The organism is Streptomyces sp. RLB3-17, assembly GCF_007113425.2.
GTDB lineage: Bacteria > Actinomycetota > Actinomycetes > Streptomycetales > Streptomycetaceae > Streptomyces > Streptomyces mirabilis_D.
This window is the reverse complement of record NZ_CP041610.2, coordinates 9,716,818-9,741,535: the sequence shown is the minus strand read 5'-3', so window position 1 is coordinate 9,741,535 and position 24,718 is coordinate 9,716,818. Positions and strand designations below refer to the sequence as shown.

Annotated in this window: 24 protein-coding genes and 1 tRNA gene; 12 read left to right on the top strand and 13 right to left on the bottom strand. The window is 71.1% G+C overall.

What is annotated here, in order from left to right; genetic code table 11:
• Positions 1-226 precede the first annotated feature (226 nt).
• Positions 227-300, bottom strand: a tRNA-Pro gene (locus tag FNV62_RS43805).
• 100 nt (positions 301-400) lie between these two features.
• Between FNV62_RS43805 and FNV62_RS43800 the strand changes: the two genes are divergently transcribed.
• Positions 401-928: a DUF309 domain-containing protein gene (locus tag FNV62_RS43800; RefSeq protein ID WP_144316091.1), complete on the top strand. Its 528-nt coding sequence runs from the start codon at positions 401-403 to the stop codon at positions 926-928.
• A 138-nt stretch (positions 929-1,066) separates the two neighbouring features.
• The gene (gene cobF / locus FNV62_RS43795) at positions 1,067-1,837 is read left to right on the top strand and encodes a precorrin-6A synthase (deacetylating) (RefSeq protein WP_143656346.1); all 771 of its coding nucleotides are present in this window, start codon (positions 1,067-1,069) and stop codon (positions 1,835-1,837) included.
• 196 nt (positions 1,838-2,033) lie between these two features.
• On the opposite strand, the gene FNV62_RS43790 is transcribed toward cobF, so the two are convergent.
• The gene (locus FNV62_RS43790; protein WP_097287336.1) at positions 2,034-2,780 is read right to left on the bottom strand and encodes a cobalt-precorrin-6A reductase; all 747 of its coding nucleotides are present in this window, start codon (positions 2,778-2,780) and stop codon (positions 2,034-2,036) included.
• Positions 2,781-2,801: 21 nt separating this feature from the next.
• Positions 2,802-3,575 carry a sulfite exporter TauE/SafE family protein gene (locus FNV62_RS43785; RefSeq protein WP_054232675.1) on the bottom strand — a complete coding sequence of 258 codons (774 nt, stop codon included), beginning with the start codon at positions 3,573-3,575 and terminating at the stop codon, positions 2,802-2,804.
• A gap of 173 nt (positions 3,576-3,748) precedes the next feature.
• On the opposite strand from FNV62_RS43785, the gene FNV62_RS43780 reads away from it, so the two are divergent.
• From FNV62_RS43780 to FNV62_RS43745, 8 genes are all read left to right on the top strand, one after another.
• Positions 3,749-4,570 carry an SAM-dependent methyltransferase gene (locus FNV62_RS43780; protein ID WP_060896266.1) on the top strand — a complete coding sequence of 274 codons (822 nt, stop codon included), beginning with the start codon at positions 3,749-3,751 and terminating at the stop codon, positions 4,568-4,570.
• 202 nt (positions 4,571-4,772) lie between these two features.
• Entirely contained in the window at positions 4,773-5,504 is a 732-nt protein-coding gene (locus FNV62_RS43775) for a hypothetical protein (RefSeq protein WP_225900599.1), read from the top strand.
• 108 nt (positions 5,505-5,612) lie between these two features.
• Positions 5,613-6,746, top strand: a complete 1,134-nt coding sequence (locus tag FNV62_RS43770; protein ID WP_060896268.1) for an acyl-CoA dehydrogenase family protein — start codon at positions 5,613-5,615, stop codon at positions 6,744-6,746.
• A 205-nt stretch (positions 6,747-6,951) separates the two neighbouring features.
• Positions 6,952-8,106, top strand: a complete 1,155-nt coding sequence (locus FNV62_RS43765; RefSeq protein ID WP_144316089.1) for an SDR family oxidoreductase — start codon at positions 6,952-6,954, stop codon at positions 8,104-8,106.
• Positions 8,103-9,464: an aspartate aminotransferase family protein gene (locus tag FNV62_RS43760; protein WP_144316088.1), complete on the top strand. Its 1,362-nt coding sequence runs from the start codon at positions 8,103-8,105 to the stop codon at positions 9,462-9,464. The genes FNV62_RS43765 and FNV62_RS43760 overlap by 4 nt, the downstream gene beginning before the upstream one ends.
• Before the next feature lie 51 nt (positions 9,465-9,515).
• Complete coding sequence (locus tag FNV62_RS43755; protein WP_054232678.1) at positions 9,516-9,998, top strand: type II toxin-antitoxin system RatA family toxin; 483 nt, start codon at positions 9,516-9,518, stop codon at positions 9,996-9,998.
• On the top strand, positions 9,991-10,563 hold the full coding sequence (locus FNV62_RS43750) for a flavin reductase family protein (RefSeq protein ID WP_079089456.1): 573 nt from the start codon (positions 9,991-9,993) through the stop codon (positions 10,561-10,563). The genes FNV62_RS43755 and FNV62_RS43750 overlap by 8 nt, the downstream gene beginning before the upstream one ends.
• 104 nt (positions 10,564-10,667) lie before the next feature.
• Positions 10,668-11,537 (top strand): esterase/lipase family protein, encoded by an 870-nt coding sequence (locus tag FNV62_RS43745; RefSeq protein WP_097287330.1) that lies wholly within the window; start codon positions 10,668-10,670, stop codon positions 11,535-11,537.
• 105 nt (positions 11,538-11,642) lie between these two features.
• Here the strand turns inward: FNV62_RS43745 and FNV62_RS43740 are convergent, their stop codons facing one another.
• From FNV62_RS43740 to FNV62_RS43700, 9 genes are all read right to left on the bottom strand, one after another.
• The gene (locus tag FNV62_RS43740; RefSeq protein ID WP_097287329.1) at positions 11,643-12,245 is read right to left on the bottom strand and encodes a hypothetical protein; all 603 of its coding nucleotides are present in this window, start codon (positions 12,243-12,245) and stop codon (positions 11,643-11,645) included.
• Between the two features lie 20 nt (positions 12,246-12,265).
• Positions 12,266-13,318: a fatty acid desaturase family protein gene (locus FNV62_RS43735; protein WP_054232682.1), complete on the bottom strand. Its 1,053-nt coding sequence runs from the start codon at positions 13,316-13,318 to the stop codon at positions 12,266-12,268.
• A gap of 63 nt (positions 13,319-13,381) precedes the next feature.
• On the bottom strand, positions 13,382-14,341 hold the full coding sequence (locus FNV62_RS43730) for a VlmB-like protein (RefSeq protein WP_097287327.1): 960 nt from the start codon (positions 14,339-14,341) through the stop codon (positions 13,382-13,384).
• A gap of 45 nt (positions 14,342-14,386) precedes the next feature.
• Positions 14,387-15,403, bottom strand: coding sequence for a DUF2156 domain-containing protein (locus FNV62_RS43725; RefSeq protein ID WP_306459602.1), 1,017 nt, complete (start codon positions 15,401-15,403; stop codon positions 14,387-14,389).
• A complete protein-coding gene (locus FNV62_RS43720; protein WP_060896278.1) occupies positions 15,400-15,867 on the bottom strand; it encodes a hypothetical protein in 468 nt (155 codons plus the stop codon). The genes FNV62_RS43725 and FNV62_RS43720 overlap by 4 nt, the downstream gene beginning before the upstream one ends.
• 2 nt (positions 15,868-15,869) lie before the next feature.
• Positions 15,870-16,784, bottom strand: coding sequence for an SAM-dependent methyltransferase (locus FNV62_RS43715; protein WP_143610053.1), 915 nt, complete (start codon positions 16,782-16,784; stop codon positions 15,870-15,872).
• Positions 16,785-16,863: 79 nt separating this feature from the next.
• Positions 16,864-18,435 (bottom strand): ABC1 kinase family protein, encoded by a 1,572-nt coding sequence (locus tag FNV62_RS43710; protein ID WP_060896273.1) that lies wholly within the window; start codon positions 18,433-18,435, stop codon positions 16,864-16,866.
• A gap of 133 nt (positions 18,436-18,568) precedes the next feature.
• Positions 18,569-19,183: a hypothetical protein gene (locus FNV62_RS43705; protein WP_225900598.1), complete on the bottom strand. Its 615-nt coding sequence runs from the start codon at positions 19,181-19,183 to the stop codon at positions 18,569-18,571.
• 101 nt (positions 19,184-19,284) lie between these two features.
• A complete protein-coding gene (locus FNV62_RS43700) occupies positions 19,285-19,761 on the bottom strand; it encodes an RNA polymerase sigma factor (RefSeq protein WP_225900915.1) in 477 nt (158 codons plus the stop codon).
• A gap of 735 nt (positions 19,762-20,496) precedes the next feature.
• On the opposite strand from FNV62_RS43700, the gene FNV62_RS43695 reads away from it, so the two are divergent.
• Positions 20,497-20,763: a metal-sensitive transcriptional regulator gene (locus FNV62_RS43695; protein ID WP_054232788.1), complete on the top strand. Its 267-nt coding sequence runs from the start codon at positions 20,497-20,499 to the stop codon at positions 20,761-20,763.
• A 158-nt stretch (positions 20,764-20,921) separates the two neighbouring features.
• Here the strand turns inward: FNV62_RS43695 and FNV62_RS43690 are convergent, their stop codons facing one another.
• On the bottom strand, positions 20,922-23,318 hold the full coding sequence (locus FNV62_RS43690) for a M4 family metallopeptidase (protein ID WP_144316087.1): 2,397 nt from the start codon (positions 23,316-23,318) through the stop codon (positions 20,922-20,924).
• Positions 23,319-24,153: 835 nt separating this feature from the next.
• Between FNV62_RS43690 and FNV62_RS43685 the strand changes: the two genes are divergently transcribed.
• A complete protein-coding gene (locus FNV62_RS43685) occupies positions 24,154-24,681 on the top strand; it encodes an NUDIX hydrolase family protein (protein ID WP_060899080.1) in 528 nt (175 codons plus the stop codon).
• Positions 24,682-24,718: the final 37 nt, after the last annotated feature.

Here is a 24,718-nt window from a genome sequence, read left to right as displayed (position 1 = left end):
CTCCCGTCCAAGGTCCGCACCCGCAGAAGGTCGCGAACGGCCGGTGATCGCGGGGTGGGCGTGTCGGGCTGGTGGACCGTGCTGTTGCGATCGCCCTGCCTCACCGCGTCGAGCGCGTTCGGTTCCGGCCTGCGCCAGTGGGCTGGTCCCCAACTGGTCCCCAAGAACGATCAAAAGGCCGTTTCAGATCTCTCTGAAACGGCCTCTGACCTGCGACTTCGAAAAGTCGGGACGACAGGATTTGAACCTGCGACCCCTTGACCCCCAGTCAAGTGCGCTACCAAGCTGCGCCACGTCCCGGTGCGTTCACCCGCGGTGTTCCGCGTGATCGCGCGAACAGAACTTTACCCCACGTCGGGGGCTGCTCCGAAGGGGGCGCGGGGCGCGCGACAATCGGGGCATGAACGCAACATCCGGAGGTCGGCGGGGCAACGGGCGGGATCGGGACACGACGGGGCGGGCGCGGAACGCCCGGCCCCGGGACGGACTGGGACGGCCGCTGCCGTACGACGCCGACGGCGTGGAGCGGCAACCGGAGGGCGTCGTCCGCAGCCCCGAGGAGACGGTCACCGAGGCGCAGGCGCTGTTGGACGGGGGGAAGCCGTTCCACGCGCACGAGGTCTTCGAGGACGCCTGGAAGTCGGGCCCCGAGGGAGAGCGCACGCTCTGGCGGGGGCTGGCACAGCTCGCGGTGGGGCTCACCCACGCGGCCCGCGGGAACACGACGGGCGGCGCCCGGCTGCTGCGGCGCGGGGCCGGGGCGGTCGAGGAGTGGGCGGCGGGGGCGGCCGGCCGGGCCCGTCCGCATGAACTGGACCTCGCCGAACTCGCCTCCTGGGCACGCGAGCTGGCGACGGTCGTGGAGCGTGAGGGCGCCGCGATCAGCGCGGTGACCTGGGCACCCCGGCTGCGGGGGCGCCGGGGCTGACGGGTGCCGAGCCGCCGGGACCGGTGAGTGCGGGAGCGCCGGATTTACGGGGGCGGCGGCGCCGATCGGCGCGCGGTGCGTGCGGCGTCACCCGGGTGCGGTGCGTCCGCTGTCAGTGGCGTGCGGCAGACTCGGGGGGTGCGAAAGATTCATGTCATCGGCATCGGCGCGGGCGACCCCGACCAGCTCACCTTGCAGGCGGTCAAGGCGCTGAGGAGCACGGACGTGTTCTTCATCCTGGACAAGGGCGAGGTGAAGTCGGACCTCGTCCAGCTCCGCCGTGACATCCTCGACGCGCACATACCGCAGGGGGCCTACCGCCTGGTCGAGGCGCGCGACCCGGACCGCGACCGGGCCGCCGGTGGCACCGCCTACTCCCCCGCCGTCGGCGACTGGCGCAGTGCCCGCGCCGACATCTACCAGCGGCTGATCGCGCAGGAGCTGGGCGAGGACGAGAGCGGCGCGTTCCTGGTCTGGGGGGATCCCGCGCTGTACGACAGCACGCTCGGGATCCTGGAGGAGATCCTGGAGCGGGGCGCGGTGGCGTTCACGTACGAGGTCGTGCCCGGCATCAGCAGCGTCTCCGCGCTGGTCGCCCGCCATCGGACCGGGCTGAACCGGGTGGCCCGTCCCGTCCAGATCACCACGGGGCGGCGGCTCGCGGAGGGCTTCCCCGAGGGGGTCGACGACGTGGTCGTGATGCTCGACGCCCATCAGACCTTCCGGCAGTACGCCGACGAGGACATCGACATCTACTGGGGCGCCTACATCGGTACGCCCGACGAGATCCTGGCCTCCGGTCCGATCGCCGAGACGGCCCCGCGCATCGAGCGGCTGCGGGCCGAGGCACGGGATCGCAAGGGCTGGATCATGGACACGTACCTGCTGCGCAGACATCCGCGCGGCTAGGGCCTGTCCGGCGGATCATGCCGGAGACGCGGGGTCTGGCACGCCCATCTGCGGCGTTGTCGTCACTCGCCGACGCTCCGCGTCGACTCCCTCCTCCGCCTTGCAGCTGCACGCACCAGACCCCGCTCACCTGCGCTGATGAGGCGCCGTTACTTCCCTCCGACCTGATCCGCCGGACAGGCCCTAGGCCCTGTCGTCACCGAGGGCCGAGATCCAGCAGGGCCAGGGCCGACGGCACGTCCGGCGCGGTGGTCACGTCCGCCGGGAGCGGGGGGCGGCGTACGACGACGACGGGGAGGGCGAGATCGCGTGCGGCGGTCAGTTTGGCGGCCGTCGCCTCTCCTCCGCTGTCCTTGGTCACCAGCACGTCGACCCGGTGTGCGCGCAGCAGGGTCTGCTCTTCGTCCGGTGTGAAGGGTCCCCGGGTGAGCAGCACTTCCATGTCCTGGGGCATCGGCGGTTCGGGTGGCTCCACCGTACGGACGAGGAAGTGGAGCTCGGAGAGGTGGGCGAAGGCCGCAAGGCCCAGGCGGCCCGTGGTGAGGAAGACACGGCGGCCCAGGGACGGGAGGAGCGCGGCGGCCTCGGGGAGGGAGCCGGCCCAGTGCCAGCGGTCGTCGGGGCCGGGGGTCCAGCCGGGGCGGCGCAGCACCACGGCCGGAATCCCCGTGGCCGTGGCGGCGCGCGCCGCGTTCGCCGTGATGGCGGCGGCGAAGGGGTGGGTGGCGTCGACCACGGCGTCCACCCGGTGCTCGCGCAGCCACCGCGCCAGCCCGTCCGCCCCGCCGAAGCCCCCGACGCGGACGTCCCCGTCGAGCGCCCCCGGCCGGGAGACGCGTCCCGCCAGGGAGGTCGTCACGCGGACACCGGGGCGCGCCGCCAGTTCGGCGGCGAGTCGGCGTGCCTCGGTGGTGCCGCCGAGGACCAGGACGTGAGGGGACATGGCGTCGAGCCTACGAGGTGGTCAGCGCAGCAGGAGCTGCACCCCGCCCACCACCGTCGCCGCGATGACCAGCCGCTCGAACAGGATCTGGTTGATGCGGTGCACGGCCCATTTCCCGAGGAGCGCCCCCGGTACGACGAAGATCGCGAGTGCCGCGTCCAGGAGCAGCGAATGCCAGTCGATGAGACCGAGGCCCACGCTGAAGGGCACCTTGGAGACGTTCACGATCAGGAAGAAGAAGGCCGAGGTGCCCAGGAAGCCGAGTTTGCGGAAGCCGGCCGACAGGAGGTACATCGACATCACCGGGCCGCCCGCGTTGGCGACCATCGTGGTGAAGCCGCCGAGGACGCCGTACGAGCGGGCCTTGACCCGGCCGGCCCGGGTCGAGACCGAGTCGGGTTCCTCGTCCTGGGCGGCGGCGCGGCGGCGCCACATCGTCACCGCCGCCATCAGCAGCAGGATCGCGCCGATCGAGGTCCGTACGATGCCGTCGTCGGCCCACACCAAGAACAGCGTGCCGAACACGACGCCCGCGGCGACCGCCGGGAACAGCCGCCACAGCGTGGGCCAGTGGGCGTGCCGCCGGTAGGTGAGCACGGCGAGCACGTCCCCGACGATGAGGAGGGGCAGGAGCACGCCGGTCGAGGCGCGGGCGGGCAGCACGGCGGCGAAAATCGCCAGGCTGACCGTGTTGGCGCCGCTCACGGCGGTCTTCGAGAAGCCGACGAGCAGGGCCGCGGCGGCGAGCGCGGCGAACTCCCAGATGGATATGTGCCAGAGCGTCATCGTGTTCATGCGGGAACCGATGCTAGGCGCACGCATGTCCCGGCGTAAGGACCGTCTCGCCAGGTGACCCCTGCGGCGGCGGGTGACCCGTGGGTCGGGGCCCCGGAGAACGCCCCCGCCCGGTCCAACTCCCGTGGCAGACTGCTCGAACATCAACACGAGCGTGAGCAGAGGAGCGCCGCATGACCGCGACCGGGCCTTCCGCCCAGCGGATCGACACCAGCAGGCCGCACCCGGCGCGGATGTACGACTGGTTCCTCGGCGGCAAGGACAACTACCCGGTCGACGAGGAGCTCGGGCGGCGGATCATGTCCACGGACCCGAGCGCCCCCCGCTCGGCCCGTAGCAACCGCTGGTTCATGCAGCGCGCCACCCGCTGGCTGGTCCGGGAGACCGGCATCCGCCAGTTCCTCGACATCGGCACCGGCATCCCCACGGAGCCGAACCTCCACCAGATCGCCCAGGCCGCCGCCCCGGACGCGCGGGTCGTCTACGTGGACAACGACCCGATCGTCCTCGCCCACGCCGAGGCCCTGTTGCGCGGCACCCCCGAGGGTGTGACGGAGTACATCCAGGCCGACGCGCGGGAGCCGGGGAAGATACTCGAACAGGCCGCCCAGGTCCTCGACTTCGACCGGCCCGTCGCGCTGTCGCTGATCGCGCTGATGCACTTCATCGCCGAGGAGGACGGCGCGTACGACCTGGTGGACACCCTGGTCGACGCGCTGGCGCCGGGCAGTTGTCTGGTCCTGTCCGCGTTGACCGGTGAATACGACCCCGTGACGGTCGCGACCGGGATCGCGGCGTACGCGGCGGGCGGCGTGACCCTCGTGGCACGCTCGCACACCGAGGTCAGCCGCTTCTTCCGGGGACTCGACCTCGTCGACCCCGGGGTGGTGTCGGTGTCGAAGTGGCATCCCGAGCTCGCGCTGGACGAGGACGAGATCGGCGACGCGCCCGTCCCGCTGTACGGCGCGGTCGGTTTCAAGTCCCCCCGTTCCTGAGGCACTCGGCCACCGCGCCCCGGCCCGGCCGAAGCCGTGATCGTCGACGGTGACGGTTCCGCCCTTCGCCAGTTGTGCCCGGCCGTGACGCGTCACCGCCTGCTCCGCCCATCCCGGTAGACCGCCGATGACCTTGAGCTTGTACCGTGCGGGCGGTGGCGACCGGGGAAGCGGGAGGCGGGCTGTGGGAGCGGATCACCGTGTGGGGGATGTCCTGTTGGTCTCGTGCCCGTACACCGACGCACGGGTCACCCGTCTCACCCGACGGGAAGTGGTCGTCGAGTGGCCGTGGTGGGAGGTGGACCCGGAGTGCGACTGGATCGAGTGGAACGGCCAGGTGGCCCTGGCCGGCGATCCGGCCTCGTACGACTGGGACCTGGAGCTGTTCCGCACCGAGCCGCCGCCCCGGCACCTCGAGGTCGGCGCGGTGTGCAAGGTCGGCATCCCTCCCACGGTGGTGCATGTGATGAGCGTCGAACGGATGGATCCACCGCTGGAGACAGGGCGGCTCCCTCGTATGGGGACGCAGGTGATGGTGCTGCGCACGGGGCAGTCGCACGATCTCGACCTGGAGTGGCAGGGCTACGGGATCGACCCCGACGACGGGATCCCGATCGCCCTCGACCTGCTGTTCCGCCCGTACGCCTGCCTCGTGGCGGGTGACGAGGTCGCGGACGCCGCGGGGCGCGCCTGGCGGTTCGACGCGCCGTGGGACTGGCATCCGTTCGACGGTCAGGAGCCCTCCGAACCCGCCTGGCCGCTCAGTCTCCTGACCCGCGACGGCCACCCCGACGACGCGGCGGCGACCGTCGTGGCGCGGGCGACGCGCAGCGGTTCGCACGAGCAGGAGCTCGCCCGCTGGGTGGAACTGACCCAGGCCAGACCCACCCGCCTCGTCGTCGTACGGGACTCGGTCCGGCAGCCGAACCGCTGACCGTCGATCGTTCCAACATCCCTTTTGCCCCGAGGGGTTCCGCCGGTTCGCGCGTAAACAGAAACGACGCTGCCGGCGACACCTGAGGATCAAGGAGCAGGGGACGACATGAGATTCCTGGAGCGTGAGCGCGCGGCCCTCGCCAAACTGCTGCCCGGTCTCGACGAGAGTCTGAGGGCCGTACCGCTGATGACACTGGAGGGACCGAAGAGCCCCGGCATCGGGTTGTTCCGGGAGGCGGGCGGGCCGGGTCTGCTGGCCCCGACCGCCTTGCAGGGCCGGGGGGCCACCGCGTTGGAGACCCTGCGGGTGCAGCGCGCGCTGGGCAGTCGTTCGCCCTCGCTCGCGGTGGCGACGACGATGCACCACTTCTCGATGGCCACGCTGGTCGGGCTGAGCGACTCCGGCGAGGGGCTGGAGTGGATGCTCGTGCAGGGCGTCGCGTCCGAGAACCGGCTGATGGCCTCCGGCTTCGCCGAGGGACGCAGCGGCACCGGCATCCTGTCGCCCTCCATGTCCGCCACGGTGACGCCCGAAGGGGTGCGGATCACCGGCGTGAAACGGCCGTGCAGCCTCGCCCGTTCCATGGACCTGCTCACCGCCAGCGTGATGGTGCCGTGCGAGGAGGGCGAAGGGGAGGAACTGGCCGTGGCGCTGGTGCCCGCCGAGAGCGCGGGGCTGAGCGTCAGCGGCTTCTGGTCGAGCACCTTCCTGGCGGGCGCCGAGAGCGACCAGGTGACGTTGGACAACGTACTGGTCCCGAAGGAACTCCTGGTGCGCACGGCCTCGCCGGCCGGGGCCCGCCTCGACGAGGTGCAGACCGCCGGTCTTGTCTGGTTCGAGCTGCTGATGACCGGCAGCTACCTGGGCGCCGCGAGCGCCCTCGTCGAGCGGGTGCTGCTCAACGACCGGGTGCCCGACGCCGAACGGGTCCGGCTGCTGGTGGAGATCGAGGGCGCGACGGCGGCGGTCGAGGGCCTCGCCCGCCGCGTGGACGAGGGCGCGCCCGACGAGTCCGCGCTCGCCGACTCGCTCTACGCGCGCTACACCGTGCAGGACGCCCTCGCCCGGCTCGTGCCCCGGTCCGTCGAACTGCTCGGCGGGCTCAACTTCATGACCTCGGACGAGGTCGGATACCTCGCCGCCTGCGCCAACGGCCTCTCCCTGCACCCGCCGTCGCGCTCACGGATGACCGGCCCGCTGTCCGCGTACCTCGCCGACGAGCCGCTGACCATCGCGTAACCCCGGCCGGCCAGAGCGCCCCGAAGGGGGCGCGAGGAACGGCGCGACCAGCCACGAACACCCCGCAGTCGCCGTCGAACAACAAGAACCGAGCTCACAGGCGCCCGGCGCGCGCAGTACCCCAGCACCCGAACACCCACCCGCCCGGACACCCGCCCGCCCGTCCGGCAGGACCTACGCTCACTCGACCGAGGGGATCACCGCCATGCCTCTGTCCCGGCCCCGGCCCAGCGCTCCGACCAGCCCGCAACCGCCCGCGAAACGCCCCACGATTCTGCTCACCGGCGGCGCCGGGGTACTCGGCAGAGCCCTGATCGAGGAACTGTCGCCCGATTTCACCATCGTCTGCCTGCGTCATCGCACGCCGGTGAACGACCACCGGGTCCGTGAGGTCCGCGCCGATCTGCTGGAACCCGGACTCGGCCTGACCCAGGCGGACTTCACCCGGCTCGTCGCCGAAGTGGACCTGGTGGTGCACTCCGCCGCCGCCACCAACTGGAAGGCGGAGCCGGACCGGATCCGGCGGGCCAACCTCGACGGCACGATCGCGATGCTCGACCTCGCCGCCCGTGCCGAGGCTCCGTTCTTCCACATGAGCACCGCCTTCGTCGCCAACCCGCTGGCGCCGGAGGAGCAGGAGCGCTTCCCGGGTGCCGCCGCGTACCTCGCCTCCAAGACGGCGGCCGAACAGGTCGTGCGCGACACCCCGGTGCCGGGCGTGATCATGCGCCCGTCGGTGGTGATGGGTGACTCCGTCACCGGCCGGATCGCCGGGATGCAGGGGCTGACACGGGCCCTGGGCGCCATCGTGAAGGGGCAGGTGCCGGTGCTGCCGGGAGCGCCGGACGCACGGATCGACATGGTGCCCCAGGACATCGTCGCGCACGCGGTGGGTGACCTGGTGCGGGCCGGTGTCACGGGCGGCGAGTACTGGCTGACGGCCGGCACCGAGGCGCTGCTCCAGCGTGAAGTGGTGGACACCTGCCTGGAGTTCGCCGACCAGTGGGGACCGAGGCCGCATCCGCCGCGGCTCATCCCGCTGGAGTCGGTGCACCGGCTGCTGCTGCCGCTGATCGAGGGCCCCACGTTCCCGGAGTCGCTGCGGCGCCGCTTCCAGACGTACGCGGAACTGCTGCTGGTCTTCCAACGGGCCCTCCCCTTCGAATCGTCCCTCGGGTCGCCGCACTGCGGCACGGCCCTTTCGAAGGACGATCTCCGACGGGCGCTCGTCCGCAACCTGGCCGCCTGGTCCACCGGGCGCGGCGGTATGCGCACCCGCCTGCGTACGGGGCCCGCGCAGGACACGGCGGCGAGGTCCCAGTCCTCGGGGGCCACCCACACCCAGGAACTGGCCTCATGACCGCGGCCCCCGCCCCCGTCGAGACGCCGGACACCGGAACCGTGACACCGGCCGAGGGATCCTCGGCGCCCGCCACCGGATCCGTGACACCGGTCGCCGACCCCGCCACGGACCGTGCGCACATCGCCCGGCTCTACCGCGAGCACCTCTCCTCCGGCCGCTCCGTCCTCGGCACGGTGCTCGGCGGCATGCTGGAGACGGCGTCCGACGGCGCGTGGGTGTTCACCGAGGACGGCCGCCGCTACCTCGACTTCGGCGGTTACGGGGTCTTCATCCTCGGTCACCGGCATCCCCACGTGACCGCGGCCGTGCACCGCCAGGTCGACACCCATCCGCTGGCCGGGCGGGTCTTCCTGGAGCCCGTCGCGGCCCTCGCCGCCGAGGCACTGGCCGCACGGACCCCACCCGGCCTCGACCACGTCCACTTCGTGAACTCCGGCGCCGAGGCCACCGAGGCCGGTATGAAACTGGCCCGGGCGCACGGCCACACCGCCCTCGTCTCCACCCTCGGCGGCTACCACGGCAAGACCCTGGGCGCGCTGACCGCCACCGCCAACCCCAAGTACCAACAGCCCTTCCAGCCGCTTCTGCCGGACAGCACGGCGATCCCGTACGGGGACACGGCCGCACTGGAAGCCACGCTCGCCGAACTCGGCCGCCGGGCCTGCGTGATCGTCGAGCCGGTGCAGGGCGAGGGAGGCGTACGCATTCCACCGCCGGGCCATCTGGCGGAGGTGAGCCGGCTGTGCCGGACGTACGGGGCCTTCCTGATCGTCGACGAGATCCAGACGGGCCTGGGCCGACTGGGCTCGTGGTGGGGCATGGACGCCGACGCCGCGAGCGGCCCGCCCCCACAGCCCGACGTACTGCTCGTCGGAAAGGGACTCAGCGGAGGTGTCGTGCCCGTCGCGGCGATGGTCGCTACCGCGGCGGCCTACGGGCCGTTCTCCCGCGACCCCTATCTGCACACCTCCACCTTCGCGGCCTCCCCGATCGCCTGCGCCGCCGCGCTCGCCGCGATCGAGGCCCTGGACCGGGAGGGCGTCGTCCCGCGTGCCAAGGCCCTGGGCGAGCGGCTGCTCGCGGGCGTCCGGGCCGCCTGCGCCCCGTACACCGGCGGCCTCGTGCGCGAGGTCCGCGGGCGGGGGCTGCTGATCGGCCTGGAGTTCACCGAGGAGCAGGCCGTGGGTGAACTGATCCTCGAGCTGGTCGGGCGCGGCGTCCTCGTGAACCACTCCCTCAACGCCACCCGGGTGCTGCGGCTGACACCGCCCGCGATCGTCGGCGAGGAGGAGGTACGGCTGTTCCTCACCGCCCTGACCGAGGCACTGCGCGTCGTCGCGACCCATGTCGGCTGACCCGTCCACCTACCGCCGACCCGTCCCTACCGTGGAAAGGCCACACCTCCCATGCGTCACGTGACCGTACGGCTGACCGCCCACGACGTCGACCCCGAGACCGCCTACCAGCGAATCCGTGATTTCCGCCGGTATCCCGAAGTCACCGAGACCGTCCGCGAGGTCGTGGTCCATCCACCCCATGACGACGGCACGGTGGTGTCGGACTGGACCGTGCGCTTCAGGAACGGTCTGATGCGCTGGTCGGAGCGGGACGCGTTCTTCCCGAAGACGCGGACCATCGGTTTCACCCAGCTCACGGGCGACTTCGAGCTGTTCGAGGGCACCTGGCGGTGCGCGTCCGGCGAGGACGGTACGGCGGTGACCTTCGACGCCGTCTTCGACCTGGGGATCCCCACCCTGGCGGAACTCCTCGACCCCGTCGCCGACTCGACGCTGCGCAGCAATATCGAACGCATCCTGCGCGGGCTGCTCGGCAGGGTCACGCCCGCCCCGGCCCAGCTCGCCGACAGCGTCGCCCCCGCGCATGGCTGACCTCACCCTCGTGCCCCGCCGGCTCCGTCCCGACGGCCCGGCCGCCGCCGGCTGGGACACCCTGCGGGACGAGCCCGGCCCCGACACGGTCCGCTGTCTCGGTCTCTACGCCAAGCTGACGGCCGGCGTCACGGTCGTCACGGCGCTGGACGGGGCGGGCCCGACCGGGATGACGGTCTCCGCGCTGACCTCCGTGTCGGCGCGGCCGCCGCTGATCCTCGCGTGTCTGCGCGGCAGTTCGCGCACACTCACCGCCCTGCGTGAGCAAGGTGCCTTCGCCGTGAGCCTGTTGACGGAACATCAGAGACCGGTCGCGGAACTCTTCGCCGACGCCTCCGTGCCGCCCGCCAGGCGGTTCGAGGGCAGCCCGGTGCGCCGGGTGCTCGGCCTGCCGGTGCTCGCCGACGCCCTCGCGTGGTCGGTGTGCCTCGTCGAGGACGTACGGCCGTACGGGGATCACCACGCCGTCGTCGGACGGGTGATGGCGGTGGAGGTGAACGGCGGACGGCCGCTGCTCTGGCACGACCGGGCGTTCCACGCGCTGCCCGCGGCGACCACCGACTGAGCCCACCAGAAGTCAGGACGGAGGCCCGGCCGGGGTTCGCCCCGGCCGGGCCTCCCTCGTATCCACGACCACTCCGTACCCACAACCGAGGCCAAGGAGGCCCCATGTCCCTGCCCCGCATTCCCGGCGTGAACTCCGAGAGCGCCGCGGCCGAACTGCTCAGCACGCCCGAGCGGCTGGCCGGCAACACCCGGTCCGCCGCGCACCGGCTGGTCGCCGGACTCGACGGCGACCCCGAGACGGACGACTGGGGCCTGCCCCCGACGCCGGAGCGTCCTCACCCGGTCGTCCTCGTGCACGGCACGCTCGGCGACCGGGAGTCCGTCTGGCGGAAGCTGGCGCCCGCGCTCCGAACGGCCGGACACCGCATCTTCCGCCTCAACTACGGTGAACTGCCCACGCTCCCCCGCCTGTACGGTCTCGGCGACATGCGGAAGTCCTCCCAGGAGCTCGCGGACTTCGTGGACCGGGTGCTGGTGGACACCAAGGCGTCGAAGGTGGACCTCGTGGGCCACTCGCAGGGCGGGATGCTCCCGCACTACTACCTCAAGTACCTCGGCGGGACCGGGAAGGTGCGCCGTGTCGTCGGGATCGCGCCCAGCAACCACGGGGTCGAGGTGGCGGGCCTGACGAAGCTGGTCCGCCAGGTCCCCGGCGTCCAGGCGGTCGTGGAGGACAAGGTGCTCTTCCGGATCAGCCCGGCCTTCACCCAGCTGCTGCACGACTCGGAGTTCGTGGGTGAGCTGGTGGCACCGGGCGACACGGTGGACGGGGTCGACTACACCGTCATCTGGTCGACCCGGGACGAACTGGTCCAGCCTCCGGAGGCCCAGCAGCTGAAGCCCGCCCGGCCGGAACACCCGGTCACCAACACCTGCCTTCAGCTCCTCGCCCCGAAGAACCGGACCACCCACCTGGCCATGCCGTACGACCCGATCGTGGTGCGGGAGACGCTCAAGGCGCTGGCCGACTGAGTCCCGTACGGCGGCGAAGCACCCGTACGACGACGGAGAGCACGTAAGGAAGGGGGTGGTGCGGGCCCGGTCGGCCCGCACCACCCCCTCCTTCGCGCGGTCGGCTCAGAACGCCGTGCAGCGGCCCTTCTCACCCGGCCAGAAGCAGACCTGGCCGATGACGTCGAAGCCCGCGACCCCGTCCGGGGTGATCTTGTCGAACCGGGGGGTGGGGATCTGCAGCCCGTTGATTCCGTCGCCGGCGAGCGGGCCGCTCGTCACGGTGCGCTCCGGCACGGGGCTGCCCTGCTTGAGGTCTCCCTTGAAGTAGAGACTGCCGACCTCACCCGTGTTCCAGGTGCCCACGCCGTTGCCCTCCACGGAGAAGGTCGGCGGGAACACACCGAATCTTCCGGTGCCGTCGACACCGAAGACGATGTCGGTCAGCTCCGGCGCCGCTCCGCTGGGCGAGCGGCAGTCCAGGTAACCGATGTGCCCGGTCACCTTGGCCTCCTTGACCCGCACACTGAGCGGCGGGCTGAAGTTCACCTCGGCGTCGAGGCGGCACACGAGGTCGGGGACCGGTGCGGCCCGCTCCGCGGCCGGTGCGGCCTGGGCCACGGGGGCGGCCAGGGCCGTGCCCGCGAGGAGGGCGGCGGCCAGCACCGACCTCCTGCCGAGGCGGGACAGCGGGGACACCTTCGATTTCGCCTTGGCTGAGAACGTCATTGCGTCCGGTTTCCTTTCCTTCAGGCCGTGGCCGTGGTGCCACGGAGAACTTCGCTCGCGGAGCCGAGATGCTCGGCGAGGTCGCGGTACGACTCCAGGACACCCGTCTCGACGTACGGGATCTCCCGCTCGACGCAGAACTGCTTGACGAGCGGATAGGCGCGGCGCAGCGCCGCCCTGGGCATGCCGGGGAAGAGGTGGTGCTCGATCTGGTAGTTGAGGCCGCCGTAGAAGAAGTCGCCGATGTATCCGGTGGGCAGGGTGCGCGAGGTGAGGACCTGGCGCTCCAGCCAGCTCCACTCCTTGCCCACGCGGGTCGGCAGGCCCTTGTGGTTGACGGCGAAGGCGAGGCCGAGCAGATAGCCGAGGAGGACCTGGTGGACGGCGAGGAAGAGCAGGACGGACGTCCAGGGCAGGAGCACGAACAGCGCGCCGAAGAACAGCACCGCGTGCAGCACCATCAGGCCGCCCTCCAGGAGGGGCTTGCGCAGCGCCCGGCGGCGCAGGGCGATGACGCCGGCGATACGCAGCACCAGCGCTTCGAGGCCCAGCAGCGGGAAGAACAGATAGCGCTGGTTTGCGGCGAGGAAGCGGGCGAATCCCTTGCGGTCCTGGGCCTGTTCGGGCGCGAAGATGGCCACGCGCCGCAGGATGTCGGGGTCGAGCTCCAGGTGGTTGGGGTGGTTGTGGTGCCGGTTGTGGTGCTGCACCCACCAGCCGAAGCAGACCCCGAGCATCAGGTTGCCGTGGACCAGGCCGAGGGCCTGGATGAACTTGCGGGACCGGGTGATCTGACGGTGTCCCGCGTCGTGCACGAGGAAGGCGAGCTGCTCGTGCCAGACGGCGAGCCAGACCGCGGCCAGGACCACCTTCCACCAGGTGCCGCCGGAGAAGGCCAGCGCCGCCCAGCCGAGGGCGTTCATCAACCAGACCACCGCGATCCCGGTCACGTACTGGCCCGTGCGGGGCCGCATGAGCCCGGCGGCCTGGACGCGCCGGGTCAGTTCGCGGAAGTCCTCGTCCTGCGCGGCCGGTTCATACGGTGAGGAGTTGACTGCCGGGCTGTCGGTCATCGGTGTGCCACCGACCCTTCCGTTGTTGGACGCCCGCGATGCGGGCGGGTGTGCGCGGCCTGTTCACGAGGTCAGGCCCATGTCGGTGAGGCGCGCTTCCTGGGTGACGCGCGACCATTCCGCGGCGGCGAGCATCCGTTCCTCGGCGGTGGTGTCGACCAGGCGGCGGCCGGGCCACAGCTCGTAGTCGCCGACGAGGTCGCGGTGCTGGTCCAGCCCCTGCTGGTAGAGCTGTTCGCGGCGGAAGGTCATCTGCTGCACCGGGAGCTCGGACCACAACCGCATCCCGCGCGCGACGAGTTCGCCGATCCGCTCCAGGTCCTCGGGGTGTTGCCGGACGTGGCGGCGGACGATGGTGGTGCCCACGGACAGATGCCGGATCTCGTCGATGCCCGCGGCGCGTTCGATCTCGGCGGCGGGCGCGTCGAAGGGCCGCCATTTGCGCTCGCTCAGCTCGGCGGTGGGCGCGAGGACCCCTTCCACCAGGACGGTGAGGGTGATCACGCCGCCGATGTAGTCGCGTTCCTTCTCCATGACGGCGAGCCCGAACTCCTCCAGGGGGTTGAGGACGGCGTCCCGGTCGACCCCGGCGAGCGACTCCATGGTGGCTGCCAACTCGCCCTGTGGTACGCCCAGTTCGAGCAGGTGACCACGGAAGGCGTAGGCGTGGCGGGCCTCGTCCATCAGCTGGGAGGTGTAGAAGTCCATCCCGGCGAGGTCGGGGGCGTACGCGACGAGGAAGGAGATGGCGCGGGCCGCCTTCTCCTCCGCCATCGAGCGGAAGGCGAGCTCCTGCATGACGGCCTGGCGCAGCGGCCCGTCCACCATCATGTGGTCCGGCACCGGCACGTCCGGGGAGCGGCCCAGGGGATCACCGCCGAGGGTGCCTTCCGGCACGGCCCGGAACCAGTAGCCGAGGTCGCAGCCCTCCGGTGTCAGTTCGGTGCGCAGCGCGCCTTCCAGGAGCCCCGGGGCGCGGTGGCGGTCGGCCTCCACAGGGAACTTCTCGATGGATGTGGTCATTTCAGCCTTTCTGAGTCATGGGGACGGCCGGGACCCTGGAGCGGGTCAGACCGACTTGGTGAGGCGCATCAGCTGCCAGACGGCGCCGGGGCTCACCCGGCCCTGGAAGGCCAGGTACTCCGGTTCGATCAGCTGTGGGCGCCATTTGAGCTTGAAGGACTCCTGGGCGGCCGCCGGATAGATGGCGCGCCCCTTGGTCGCCAGCACCTCCACGCAGCGGTGCAGGAAGGTGCTGGTCGGGCCGGGCGCGGCCGTGTCCGGCCCGAGCTGGACGAACGGGGTGAAGCCGAGGTGCAGCCAGCCGCAGCCCTCGTCCTGGAACTGGCGCAGGGCGGTGGCGAACAGCAGTTCCACCGTGCCGGGCGGTGCGTCCGGGAGCCGCCGTGTGAGGTCGTACAGCCAGCCGGCGTGTTCGCCGAAGACCGGTGAGTACGACACGTAGCCGACGGTCCGTCCCGCGTGGACGGCGGTGAACAGGCGCCGGTGCGGTGCGCCGGGGCCGCCGCGTTCGCCGATCAGGAACTCGAGTTCCTTGACGTGCCGGCCCTTGGCGCGCAGCCAGGCGGCGTCCACGGCGTCGAGGGCCGCGGTGACCTTCGCGCCGTCCCGCTCCTCGGCGGGCACCTCGGCGACCGAGACCCCTTCCCTGCGGGCCCGGTTGACCATGTTGCGCACCTTGACCATGCGCTGTCCGCCGAGGCTGTACCCGTCGAGGGCGATGCTGAAGGAGGCGCCGAACTGGTTGACGACGAAGCCGTGTCCGGCGTGCAGTTCGGCCTGCGGGCGGGAGAGCTGGACGGCGGCGACCCGGCGTCGCTCACCGCCGGCCCGTGCGAGCAGCGCGGTCAGCAGGCTCGGGCCGTCCTCCACCGCGCATACGGGTCCGCCCAGTTGGAACAGGTGTCGTCGGCCGGCCTCCCGGTACGGGACGAAGCCGTCGACACCGTCCGTGTGGAAGCGGCGGTTCCCGCTGTTCATCGCGAGGAAGGCGCTGCTGTGGCTGCCGTACCGGCGCAGCATCTCGTACGCCTCCGTGTCGGCCGGCGCCTGTGCGGCGCTCACCGCACCGCCGCCTCGTGCCAGGGGACGGTGGCGAAGTCCCGCAGCGGTCCTTGCACGGCGGGGTGCGGAACCGGCTCGAAGGACACGGTGAACGACTTGGCGAAGTTGCCGAACAGCGCCCGGTCCCCGAAGAGATGGATGGGCAGGACCAGCAGCGCCCACTCCCAGCCGTGGGCCAAGACCCAGGCGCCGAGGACCGCGCCCTGCACGCTCAGGCTGTGCATGGTGTTGTAGAGCACGTAGTAGACGCGGGAGACCTGCTGGTCGGGACTGCGGTGGTAGGCGAGCGCGCCCGGCAGATAGCCGATGACGTCGACGTAGACGAACAGGACGACGGCGACCCACCAGCGCACCTCGGCCAGGTGCGCGAGGAAGAATCCCGCGGCCACCAGGAGCCCGAGCAGGTATTCGAGGCGCAGCAGCCGGTAGGTGGTGGGGGTCTGGCAGAGATTGTGGCCGTCCACGGTCACCGCCCGCCGACCGGGCTCGTTCCGTCGTCCGGGGTCGCCCCGCTGTCCGGGGTCGTCGCGGTGACCAGGATCATGCTGTCCTTCTCGACCCCCGAGAACGCGGCCAGATGCGGGGCGAACCGCTCGACGGCGTACGGCAGTGCCAGCAGGTCCGCGACGCGCGCCTGCCAGCCGTAGCCGCCCCACCAGCGCTCCGCGTCCGCGAGGTGCCACACCCACGGTGTCCCCGAGCCGGACAGGGCCTCCAGCCAGGGCTTCACGAAGGGCGAGTCGGCGGTGTCGGCGTTGAGGCACTCGGCGCCGAGGCTGCTGCCCGGTGCGGAGAGCGTGCTCACCGTGCCGATCAGACGCTCCACCGCCTCGGGTGCCAGGTAGAAGAGCAGCCCCTCGCACAGCCAGGCGGTGGGCCGGCCGGGGTCGAACCCGGCGGCGAGCAGCGCGCCGCGCCAGTCGCCCAGCAGGTCGGCGGCGACCGTGGTGCGCCGCGCGGTGTCCGGCGTACGTCCGTCGACGACCCGTGCCTTGAAGGTGTGTACGGCCGGCAGGTCGACCTCGAAGACATGGGTTCCGGCGGGCCAGTCGAGCCGGAAGGCACGGGTGTCGAGTCCCGCTCCCAGCAGGACGACCTGCGTGCGTCCCTCCCGCGTCGTGGCGAGCAGGTGGTCGTCGAAGAAGCGGGTGCGGACGGCCAGCCAGTCGGGCAGCACCTTCTGCAGGACGCCGGCTCCCGGCGGGGCGCCCGCCACCCCGGCGGCGTTCAGGAACTCGCCCGCGAGCCGGTCGTCGAAGAGGGCGTCCGCCCGCGCGGATTCATGGGCCCGCATGCGGACGGTCCACAGGGCCGTCTCCGAGACCCCGTCCAGGGCGCCGGGGGCCGCTTCGCGCTGAGCGTCGTGTTGCTGCATGGGCATGGGTCATTCCTTTGTGCGTGCGGTTGACATGGGCGGTGGATGGGGCGGTTGTCGAGGGTGGATCGAATGGCGGGGTGGGTCAGCGGGGCGTGCGGCGGCGGTCGAGGAACAGGGCCGCGGCGCCCAGCGCCATGAGCCCGCGCGAGGGTGACCAGGGCCGCTGTCCGCCCATGGACGAGGGCGTGTGCGGCTCGTGGAGCTGGAGCGCGAACTGACGGTTGGCCGCGTCGGAGAGCAGCCCGCGCCACTGTTCGGGGGCGGACGCGGCGGCTGAGAGGAGGTCCATCGTGTTGCGGGCGACCTGGTCCACGGAGAAGTACTCGCGGATCAGGGCCAGGATGATCCCGCGCGCCTCCGCCTTGAAGACCTCCGCGAGGGCGATGTCCGGCGCGAGACAGCGCACCGAACCCTCCAGGTTCGCGAAGGACTTGCCGAGCAGGGAGATGGCGGGCGCCGAGCCGATGCCCCGCCGGGTCGCCTTCTCCAGGACGGTGGTCAGGGACACCCCGAAGTTGATGTCCTCCAGGGACGCGGTGGCGACCTTGGGGACCAGCGCGGCCATGTCGGCGGCGAACGCGGGCAGGTTCGACCAGGCGGTGACCCGGCCCATGTCGGCCCACGCGTGGGCGAGACCGTGGCCGTCGTTCTGCGCGATGGCCATGAGCAGGGGCAGCAGTTGGAGGCTGGTGCGTCGGTCGAGGCGGCCGACCATGCCCCAGTCGATGAGGGTGGCCGGGCCGCCGGGCAGTGCGAAGACGTTGCCCGCGTGCGGGTCGGCGTGGAACATCCGGTCGACGAAGTACCCGCGGTACATGAAGCGCAGCAGGTCCTTGCCGATGTCCGTGCGCTCCCGGTCGCTGAACGAGCGGCGGTCGAGATGGCGTACGGAGGCGCCGGGTGCCAGTGACTGGATCAGCACCTTGGGGGTGGCGTGGACGACCCGGGGCACGGAGAGCGAGGGGTAGCGGCGGATGTTCTCGCGGGCCTCGTCCATGTTGCGGGCCTCGCCGGTGAAGTCCAGCTCGGGTTCCATCGCGTCGAAGATGGAGCCGAGCATCGCCTCGACGTCGATGACCTCGTTGAAGCGGGGTGCGGTACGGGCGACGATCCGGGACGCCTTGCGCATCAGGGCCATGTCCGCGCGGACGGTGTCCCGGATCCCGGGCCGCTGGATCTTCACCACGGCGGGCCGGCCGCCGGGCAGCGTCACCCGGTAGACCTGGGCCAGTGAGGCCGCCCCGAGCGGGCGGACCGTCTCGATGTCGTCGAAGCGGCGCTTCCAGTCCAGTCCCAGCTCCTCCTGGAGCACGGGCTCGAAGAGGTCGAAGGGCTGGACGTCGACCTGGTCGTGGAGGTTCTGCAGTTCGCCGATCATGGAGGCGGGCACCATGTCGGGCCGGGTGGAGAGGATCTGGCCGAGCTTCACATAGAACGGGCCGAGGCTCTCCAGGGCGTGCCGCACCGCCTTCGCACGGCGTGCCCCGTCCACGGAGTTGGTCCCGTCCCCGGCGGAGGCCTCGCCTTCCGCCGGGGAGTCCGGGTCCTGCCGGGACCGCCGGCGCTCCCGCGTCACCTGGCCGACCTCGTCGGCGACGAGGCTTCCCAGCACCTTCACAACCAGCCGGAGCCGACTGCCGAGCATGGCACCCATGTGTCACAACCTCCTGCGCCTGACGAGTTCCGTCGGTCATCCGTGCGATCGCCCACGCACGTGGGTCATGCGGCGCGATCACTCACCCGAGGTGAGGCGGTACGCGCCCGGTGAGCCCCGGATCAGCGGCGGATCAGCCGCTCTTCCTCGCCGCCGGTGCCCGCCCGGCGCCCGCCATGGCGCCGGCCACCCCCTGGACGCCCTCCAGCACGTTCACCAGGGAGGCGACGAGCTCGGAGAGCTGGGCGATCTGCCGGGGCAGCGCGGCCAGGCCCTCCGCCATGTCGGCCGCGCCCGAGACGGCCGAGGCCGCCCCGCCGGCGACCTGTCCGAGCGCGCCCAGCGGATTGGCACCGCCGAGGGCGCCGAGCGGGTTCGCGCCGCCGCCCGTGAGGGCCGCGAGTGGATTGGGCGCCCCACCGCCCAGTGCGGCCAGCGGGTTGGGGGCCGCACCGGCGAGAGCGGCCAGCGGGTTGGCGGCGCCGAGGCCGGCCGCGGCGTTGGCGGCGTTGGCGAGTGCGGCCACGGGGTTGGCCACGCCGCCGAGGGCGGACAGCGCGCTGACCGTCCTCAGCACATCGCCGGGAAGCCCGTTCAGCGCCTGATACGGATTCCCCGGGGTGAGCCAGTCCGCGGAATGCGAATCATCGCCCTTCCGGTCGAGGATTTCATCGAATGCCTTCTTGGTGCTGTCGGCGATATCGCCGATGAAATCCTTGATGGTGTCCTGGGTGTTATTCTTGCTCACGGTCACTACCCTTTCCATCTCATCCGCACTCCCGGAATTCGGGAGCCGTTTTCGTCCCCACCCCCGGCCTGCGCCGGACGCGGGAGAAAGGCGGAAATCCGTTATGCCGCGGCGCCGTCGAGGGCCCTGGCGCAGAGCAGCCGCAGCCGAGCCCGCCCCCGGGTGAACGCGCCTTCGGCCGCCTTGACCGAGATCTGGTGCATGCGGGCGAATTCCAGCGTGGAGATGCCATGGGCACGGGCGAGGACCACCTGCCGCTCCCGGCCCCGCAGCAGGTGCACCTGGCCGAGCAGCCAGCGTCCGAAGTCCTGGTCGCACACGCCTTCGTCCGGCAGCTCGGGCCCGCCCACGTCCGCCGCGCGGCGCAACAGCCGCCGTCTCCGCTCCAGTTCGCGGTAGTGGTCCACACAAAGACGCAGGGCGACCGAGGTCAGAAAGGGACCGATCCGGTCCTGGTCGAGATTGCCGTGGGCCGCCGCTCTGAGCATCGCTTCCTGAACGCAGTCCTCCGCGTCCTGAGCATTCGGCAGCCGGCGGCGGACCAGCCTCATCAGTCGCTCCCGGTGGCTGGCGATCACATCCCAGGAGAACTCGCGCCGCACCTCTTCCTGGGATTCGCGGCTCGCTCGATCAATCCCTCGATCGACGATTCCGCACTCATCTAAGTGGTCTAGCAATTCCCTGTGATTCATGGCCCCGAGCTTGATTCCCTGGTGCGAATCGGAATATTCGCACGGCCTATCCCCACCCGTCGCGAAGGTTCTTTTCCGAGTCAACGCACCAACAAACCAGGGGGAATACGTACCACTCATCCGCATGGAAAACGGAGGACTGCGTTCCGGCGCACCCCATACCGTGCTACACATTTCATGCATGCACGTGCGGCACCTCACGTCTGCGGAAACGTCACGCCATGAGCGGTGCCGCACCAAAAGGGGGCCGAAATCACATCCGCCTCAGCGGCGCCTGGGGCGATCACGCCAAATTCCTCGACGGCGGACGGGCACCCGGGGACCGACCTCGGACCACGGCGAGGGCCAGGGAACGGGCCGGGCCGCCACGAGGGGCCACCGCCACCCCGAAAGTCGTCGCGGCCGCCTGGCTCGTTCTCGCCGCCGGGCTCGGCTCCCTCACCCCCTCGGCGCCCTCCCCGCGACGGTCGCCCGGGCGAACCGGCCGGCCGACGATCCCGCGATAAAGAAGGTCATCGGACCGGACGGGCGGACCGGTGGAGGCGATCGGACAGCCGCTCCAGTGATACCCCAGGGGGTAAACTGAACAGCACCACCCCGAGGAGGAGCCACCCCATGGCCATGTCCGTCGACGAGGAAGCCAGTACCGCGATCCTCAACCGCCTGCGCCGCGCCCAGGGGCAGCTCGCCGGCGTCATCGCCATGATCGAGGCCGGCCGCGACTGCAAGGACGTGGTCACCCAACTCGCCGCCGTCTCCCGCGCCCTCGACCGCGCCGGATTCAAGATCGTCGCCAGCGGGATGCGTCAGTGCATGACCGCGGCCGACGACGAGACGCCCCCGATGTCCGAGGCCGAACTCGAGAAGCTCTTCCTCGCCCTCGCCTGAGCCGGCACGAGAACGACGACTTCGCAGGAACGACGACTTCCCGGGAACCACGGACATCACGGGAACGACGACACACCGACGCGACGTGGGCCACCCTGGCGGGTGACCCACGTCGCGGCTGTTGCCGGGGAGGCGTCAGACGGTGTCGATCGGATCGATCAGCTGGTCGTGACGGCGGTGTCGTCGACGACGAAGCTGGTCTGGAGCGAGGAGTCCTCGACCCCGCTGAACTTCAGGGCGACGGTGGTACCGGCGAACGAGGACAGGTCGAAGGTCTTCTGTGTGTACCCCGTGGCCTTGTTGAGGTTGGAGTACGACGCCAGCGTGGTGGTACCCGCGGTGACCGTCAGCTTGTCGTACGCGGTGCTGGTGGTCGTCTCCGCGGTGTCGATGTGCAGGTAGAAGGTGAAGCTGGCCTTGCAGCCGGACGGGATCGTCACCGACTGGGAGAGCGTGTCGGTGTGCGTCGAGCCGTAGCCGTCCAGCCACGCCTTGTACGAACCGGCGTGCGCCGCCTGGCTGCTGGAGTTGGTGATCACGCCGCTGCTCGCGGTCCAGGTGGCGTTGCCCGACTCGAAGCCCGGGTTGCCGAGCAGCTGGGTCGAGGTGCAGGTGCCGCCGCCCCCGGAGGAGCTGACGGTCCAGGTGAAGGACGCCGTTCCGGTGGCTCCGGTGCTGTCGGTGACGGTGACCGTGGTGCTGTACGTCCCGGCGGTGGTCGGCGTCCCGGTGATCGCTCCGGTCGAGCTGTTGATCGACAGCCCGGTGGGCAGCCCGGTCGCGGCGTAGCTCAGCGAGCCGGTGTTGGTGCTGCTAGCCAAGATCTGCAGGCTCACCGCGGTGCCGACGGTGGAGGACTGGCTGCCCGGGTTGGTGACGGTCACCCCGCTCGACGGCGGTGTGACATGACTGCCGACGTTGATGCCCGCGAAGGCGTTCGCCACCCCCGCGTACTGGGTGGAACTGGCGCCGTACAGGGCGGTGGCCGCGTTCAGGGCGGCGGTGCGGGCGCCCGCGTAGTTGGTGCTGGACGTCATGTACGACGTCAGCGCCTTGTACCAGATCTGCAGGGCCGCGGCCCGGCCGATGCCCGCGACGGCGACTCCGTCGGAGGTCGTGCTGTTGTACGTGACGCCGTTGATGACCTTGGTGCCGCTGCCCTCGGAGAGCAGGTAGAACATGTGGTTCGCCGGGCCCGAGGAGTAGTGGACGTCCAGGTTGCCGACGCCGGAGTACCAACTGTCCGCGGAGCCGCCGTCCTTGCTCGGCTTGTCCATGTAACGCAGCGGCGTGCCGTCGCCGTTGATGTCGATCTTCTCGCCGATGAGGTAGTCACCGGGGTCGGAGGCGTTGTTGGCGTAGAACTCCACGCCGGTGCCGAAGATGTCGGAGGTCGCCTCGTTGAGGCCGCCGGACTCACCGCTGTAGTCCAGGCCCGCCGTGTTGGAGGTGACGCCGTGGCTCATCTCGTGCCCTGCCACGTCGAGCGAGGTGAGCGCGTGGGTGCCGCCCGAGCCGTCGCCGTAGGTCATGCAGAAGCAGCTGTCGTCCCAGAAGGCGTTGACGTACGCCGAGCTGTAGTGGACGCGCGAGTAGGCCGCGACCCCGTCGTTCTTGATGCCGCTGCGGCCGAAGGTGTTCTTGTAGAAGTCCCAGGTCTCCTGGGCGCCGTAGGCGGCGTCCGCGCCGGCGGTCTGGGTGTTCGAGCCGGCTCCGGTGCCCCACGTGTCGTCGGAGTCGGTCATCAACGTGCCCGTTCCCGACGTGCCGTTGTTGAGGCTGTAGGTCTTGTGGCCGCCGCGCGTGGTGTCGTACAGCTGGTACGTCGATCCGGACAGCGTGGTGTTCAGCGTGACCGTGCCGCTGTACTGCGTGTTGCCCGTGCCGGTCTTGATGCCCTGGTAGCGGTAGAGCTCCTGGCCGGTGGTGGCGTCGGTGATGACGTGCAGCTGGCTCGGGGTGCCGTCGTCCTGGAGGCCGCCGATCACGGTCTCCCAGGCAAGCTTCGGGGTGCCGCTGCCGGCCCAGATCACCTTGCGGGCACTGTCGGTGGTGGGCTTCTCGGCGGCCAGGGACTTGGCGGCCTTCAGCGCCTTGCTCGCGGCGGCGGACTTGGTGAAGGTCGCGGTGGTGGAGGCGACCTTGATGGTCCGCTTGTTGTTGAAGGTGCTGCTCACCGTGCCGGCGGCGAGGGAGGCCGGCGGAGTGTGGACGATCACGTCGCCGCCCAGCACCGGCAGGCCGGCGTAGGTGCGCTCGTAGCGGGTGTGGAGCGTGCCGTCCTGGTCCTTGACGACGTCCTTGACGACCAGCTTCTCCTTGGCCCCGAGGCCCAGGGTGCCGGCGGTCGCCGTGGTCTTCTGTGCCGCGCTCTTCAGCAGTGCCGAGTGCTGGGCAGGGGTGAGCGTGGCCTCCAGGCCTCCGGCGCGCAGCGGACTGGGGTGGGGGGCGGCAGGCTTGGCGGCCGCGGGGACCGTCTGTATGCCGACGGCCAGGAACGCGGCGGTGGCCGCCAGCGCTCCGGCCGCGACCGCCTGACGGGGGATTCGTCTCACTCGTACTCCTACTGCTGCGGCCGCGCGTCGACGGCCGGTGACAGACCCGGGCAGACGGGATGTGCTGGCCGGGACGAGCTGAGCAGTGCGGGGCCCCTGCGCGGACCGTGTGAGGCCTGTCCGGCAGGTGAGGAAGAAGAATGGCAGCTTGACCCAGACATGTCATTCGGGTCGGGGGCAATCGAGGGTTAACCCTCGACGACGCTCACGTGGGGCGCACGGACGAGGTTCACCCGGGGCGCACGGGAGTCCGCCTTCACTCAAATGGCGGCGCCCGGCGAAGTCGCGGCCGCCTCGGGCGCGTCCACCTCAGCGGCCGCGACTTCGCCGGTGGCACGGCGACGGAGTACGCGAAGACGGAATGGGGATAAGCCCGGAGAGCACGGCTCGCGCCGGACCGTGCCCCAGGGTCGGCATCCCCCCTTGGTAGTACGACCGGGTCGCGCGTCTGCTCCTCAGGGAGAGGTACGGGTGACCCGTGAGCACGACGCGCGTGAGCGCGGCGGCGTGGAAGCTGGTCGTACGAGTCCGAGGAGGCCGCCATGAACCGCCAGATCCGCATTCGCCCCAGCCGTCGCCCCGCCACCGGGCGCGAGGTGACGATCGACCGCAGGACACCGTCGGGTCGCCTGCTGCCCTACTGACGCGACGGCTGCCCTCCTGGCCCGACGGCCGCCCTGCCCATCCGGCGGCTTTCCCCAACGATCCGGGCGGTCGGCGTATCCGTTGCACCGCGCGCACGTTGTGGGTGGTGATGACAATGGCCACCAGACACCACGGCGAGCACTGCGCGCGGATCCGGAAGGGTTGAAAGTATGATCACCCAATGTCTGACATGACCGAGACCACGCCGGGCTGGCTGACGCCCGACGAACTCGAGAGCGCGCGCGCACGCATGCCGATCCTGTACGTCGAGGCCGTGCCGGTCCGCGTCGACGACAACGGCGAAGTCACCAGCATCGGACTGCTGCTGCGCATAGGGCCGGACGGGACGGTCAGCCGCACCGTCGTCTCGGGCCGGGTGCTGCACCACGAGCGGGTCAGGGACGCCCTCCTGCGCCACCTGGAGAAGGACCTCGGCCCGGTGGCGCTCCCCCGCATCCCGACCTCGCTCCAGCCCTTCACCGTCGCCGAGTACTTCCCCACGGTGGGTGTCACGCCGTTCCACGACCCCCGCCAGCACGCGGTGTCGCTCGCCTACATCGTCCCGGTGACCGGCGACTGCCGCCCCCGGCAGGACGCCCTCGACCTGGTCTGGTTCAGCCCCGAGGAGGCCTCGTCGCCCGCGGTCCTGGGCGAGATGCCGGGCGGCCACGGAGCCCTCCTCAAGCAGGCCCTGGCCCATGTGGGCCGGCTGTCCTGACGTGGGCCTCCGCTAGAGTCGGCGCGGTCCCCGGTCA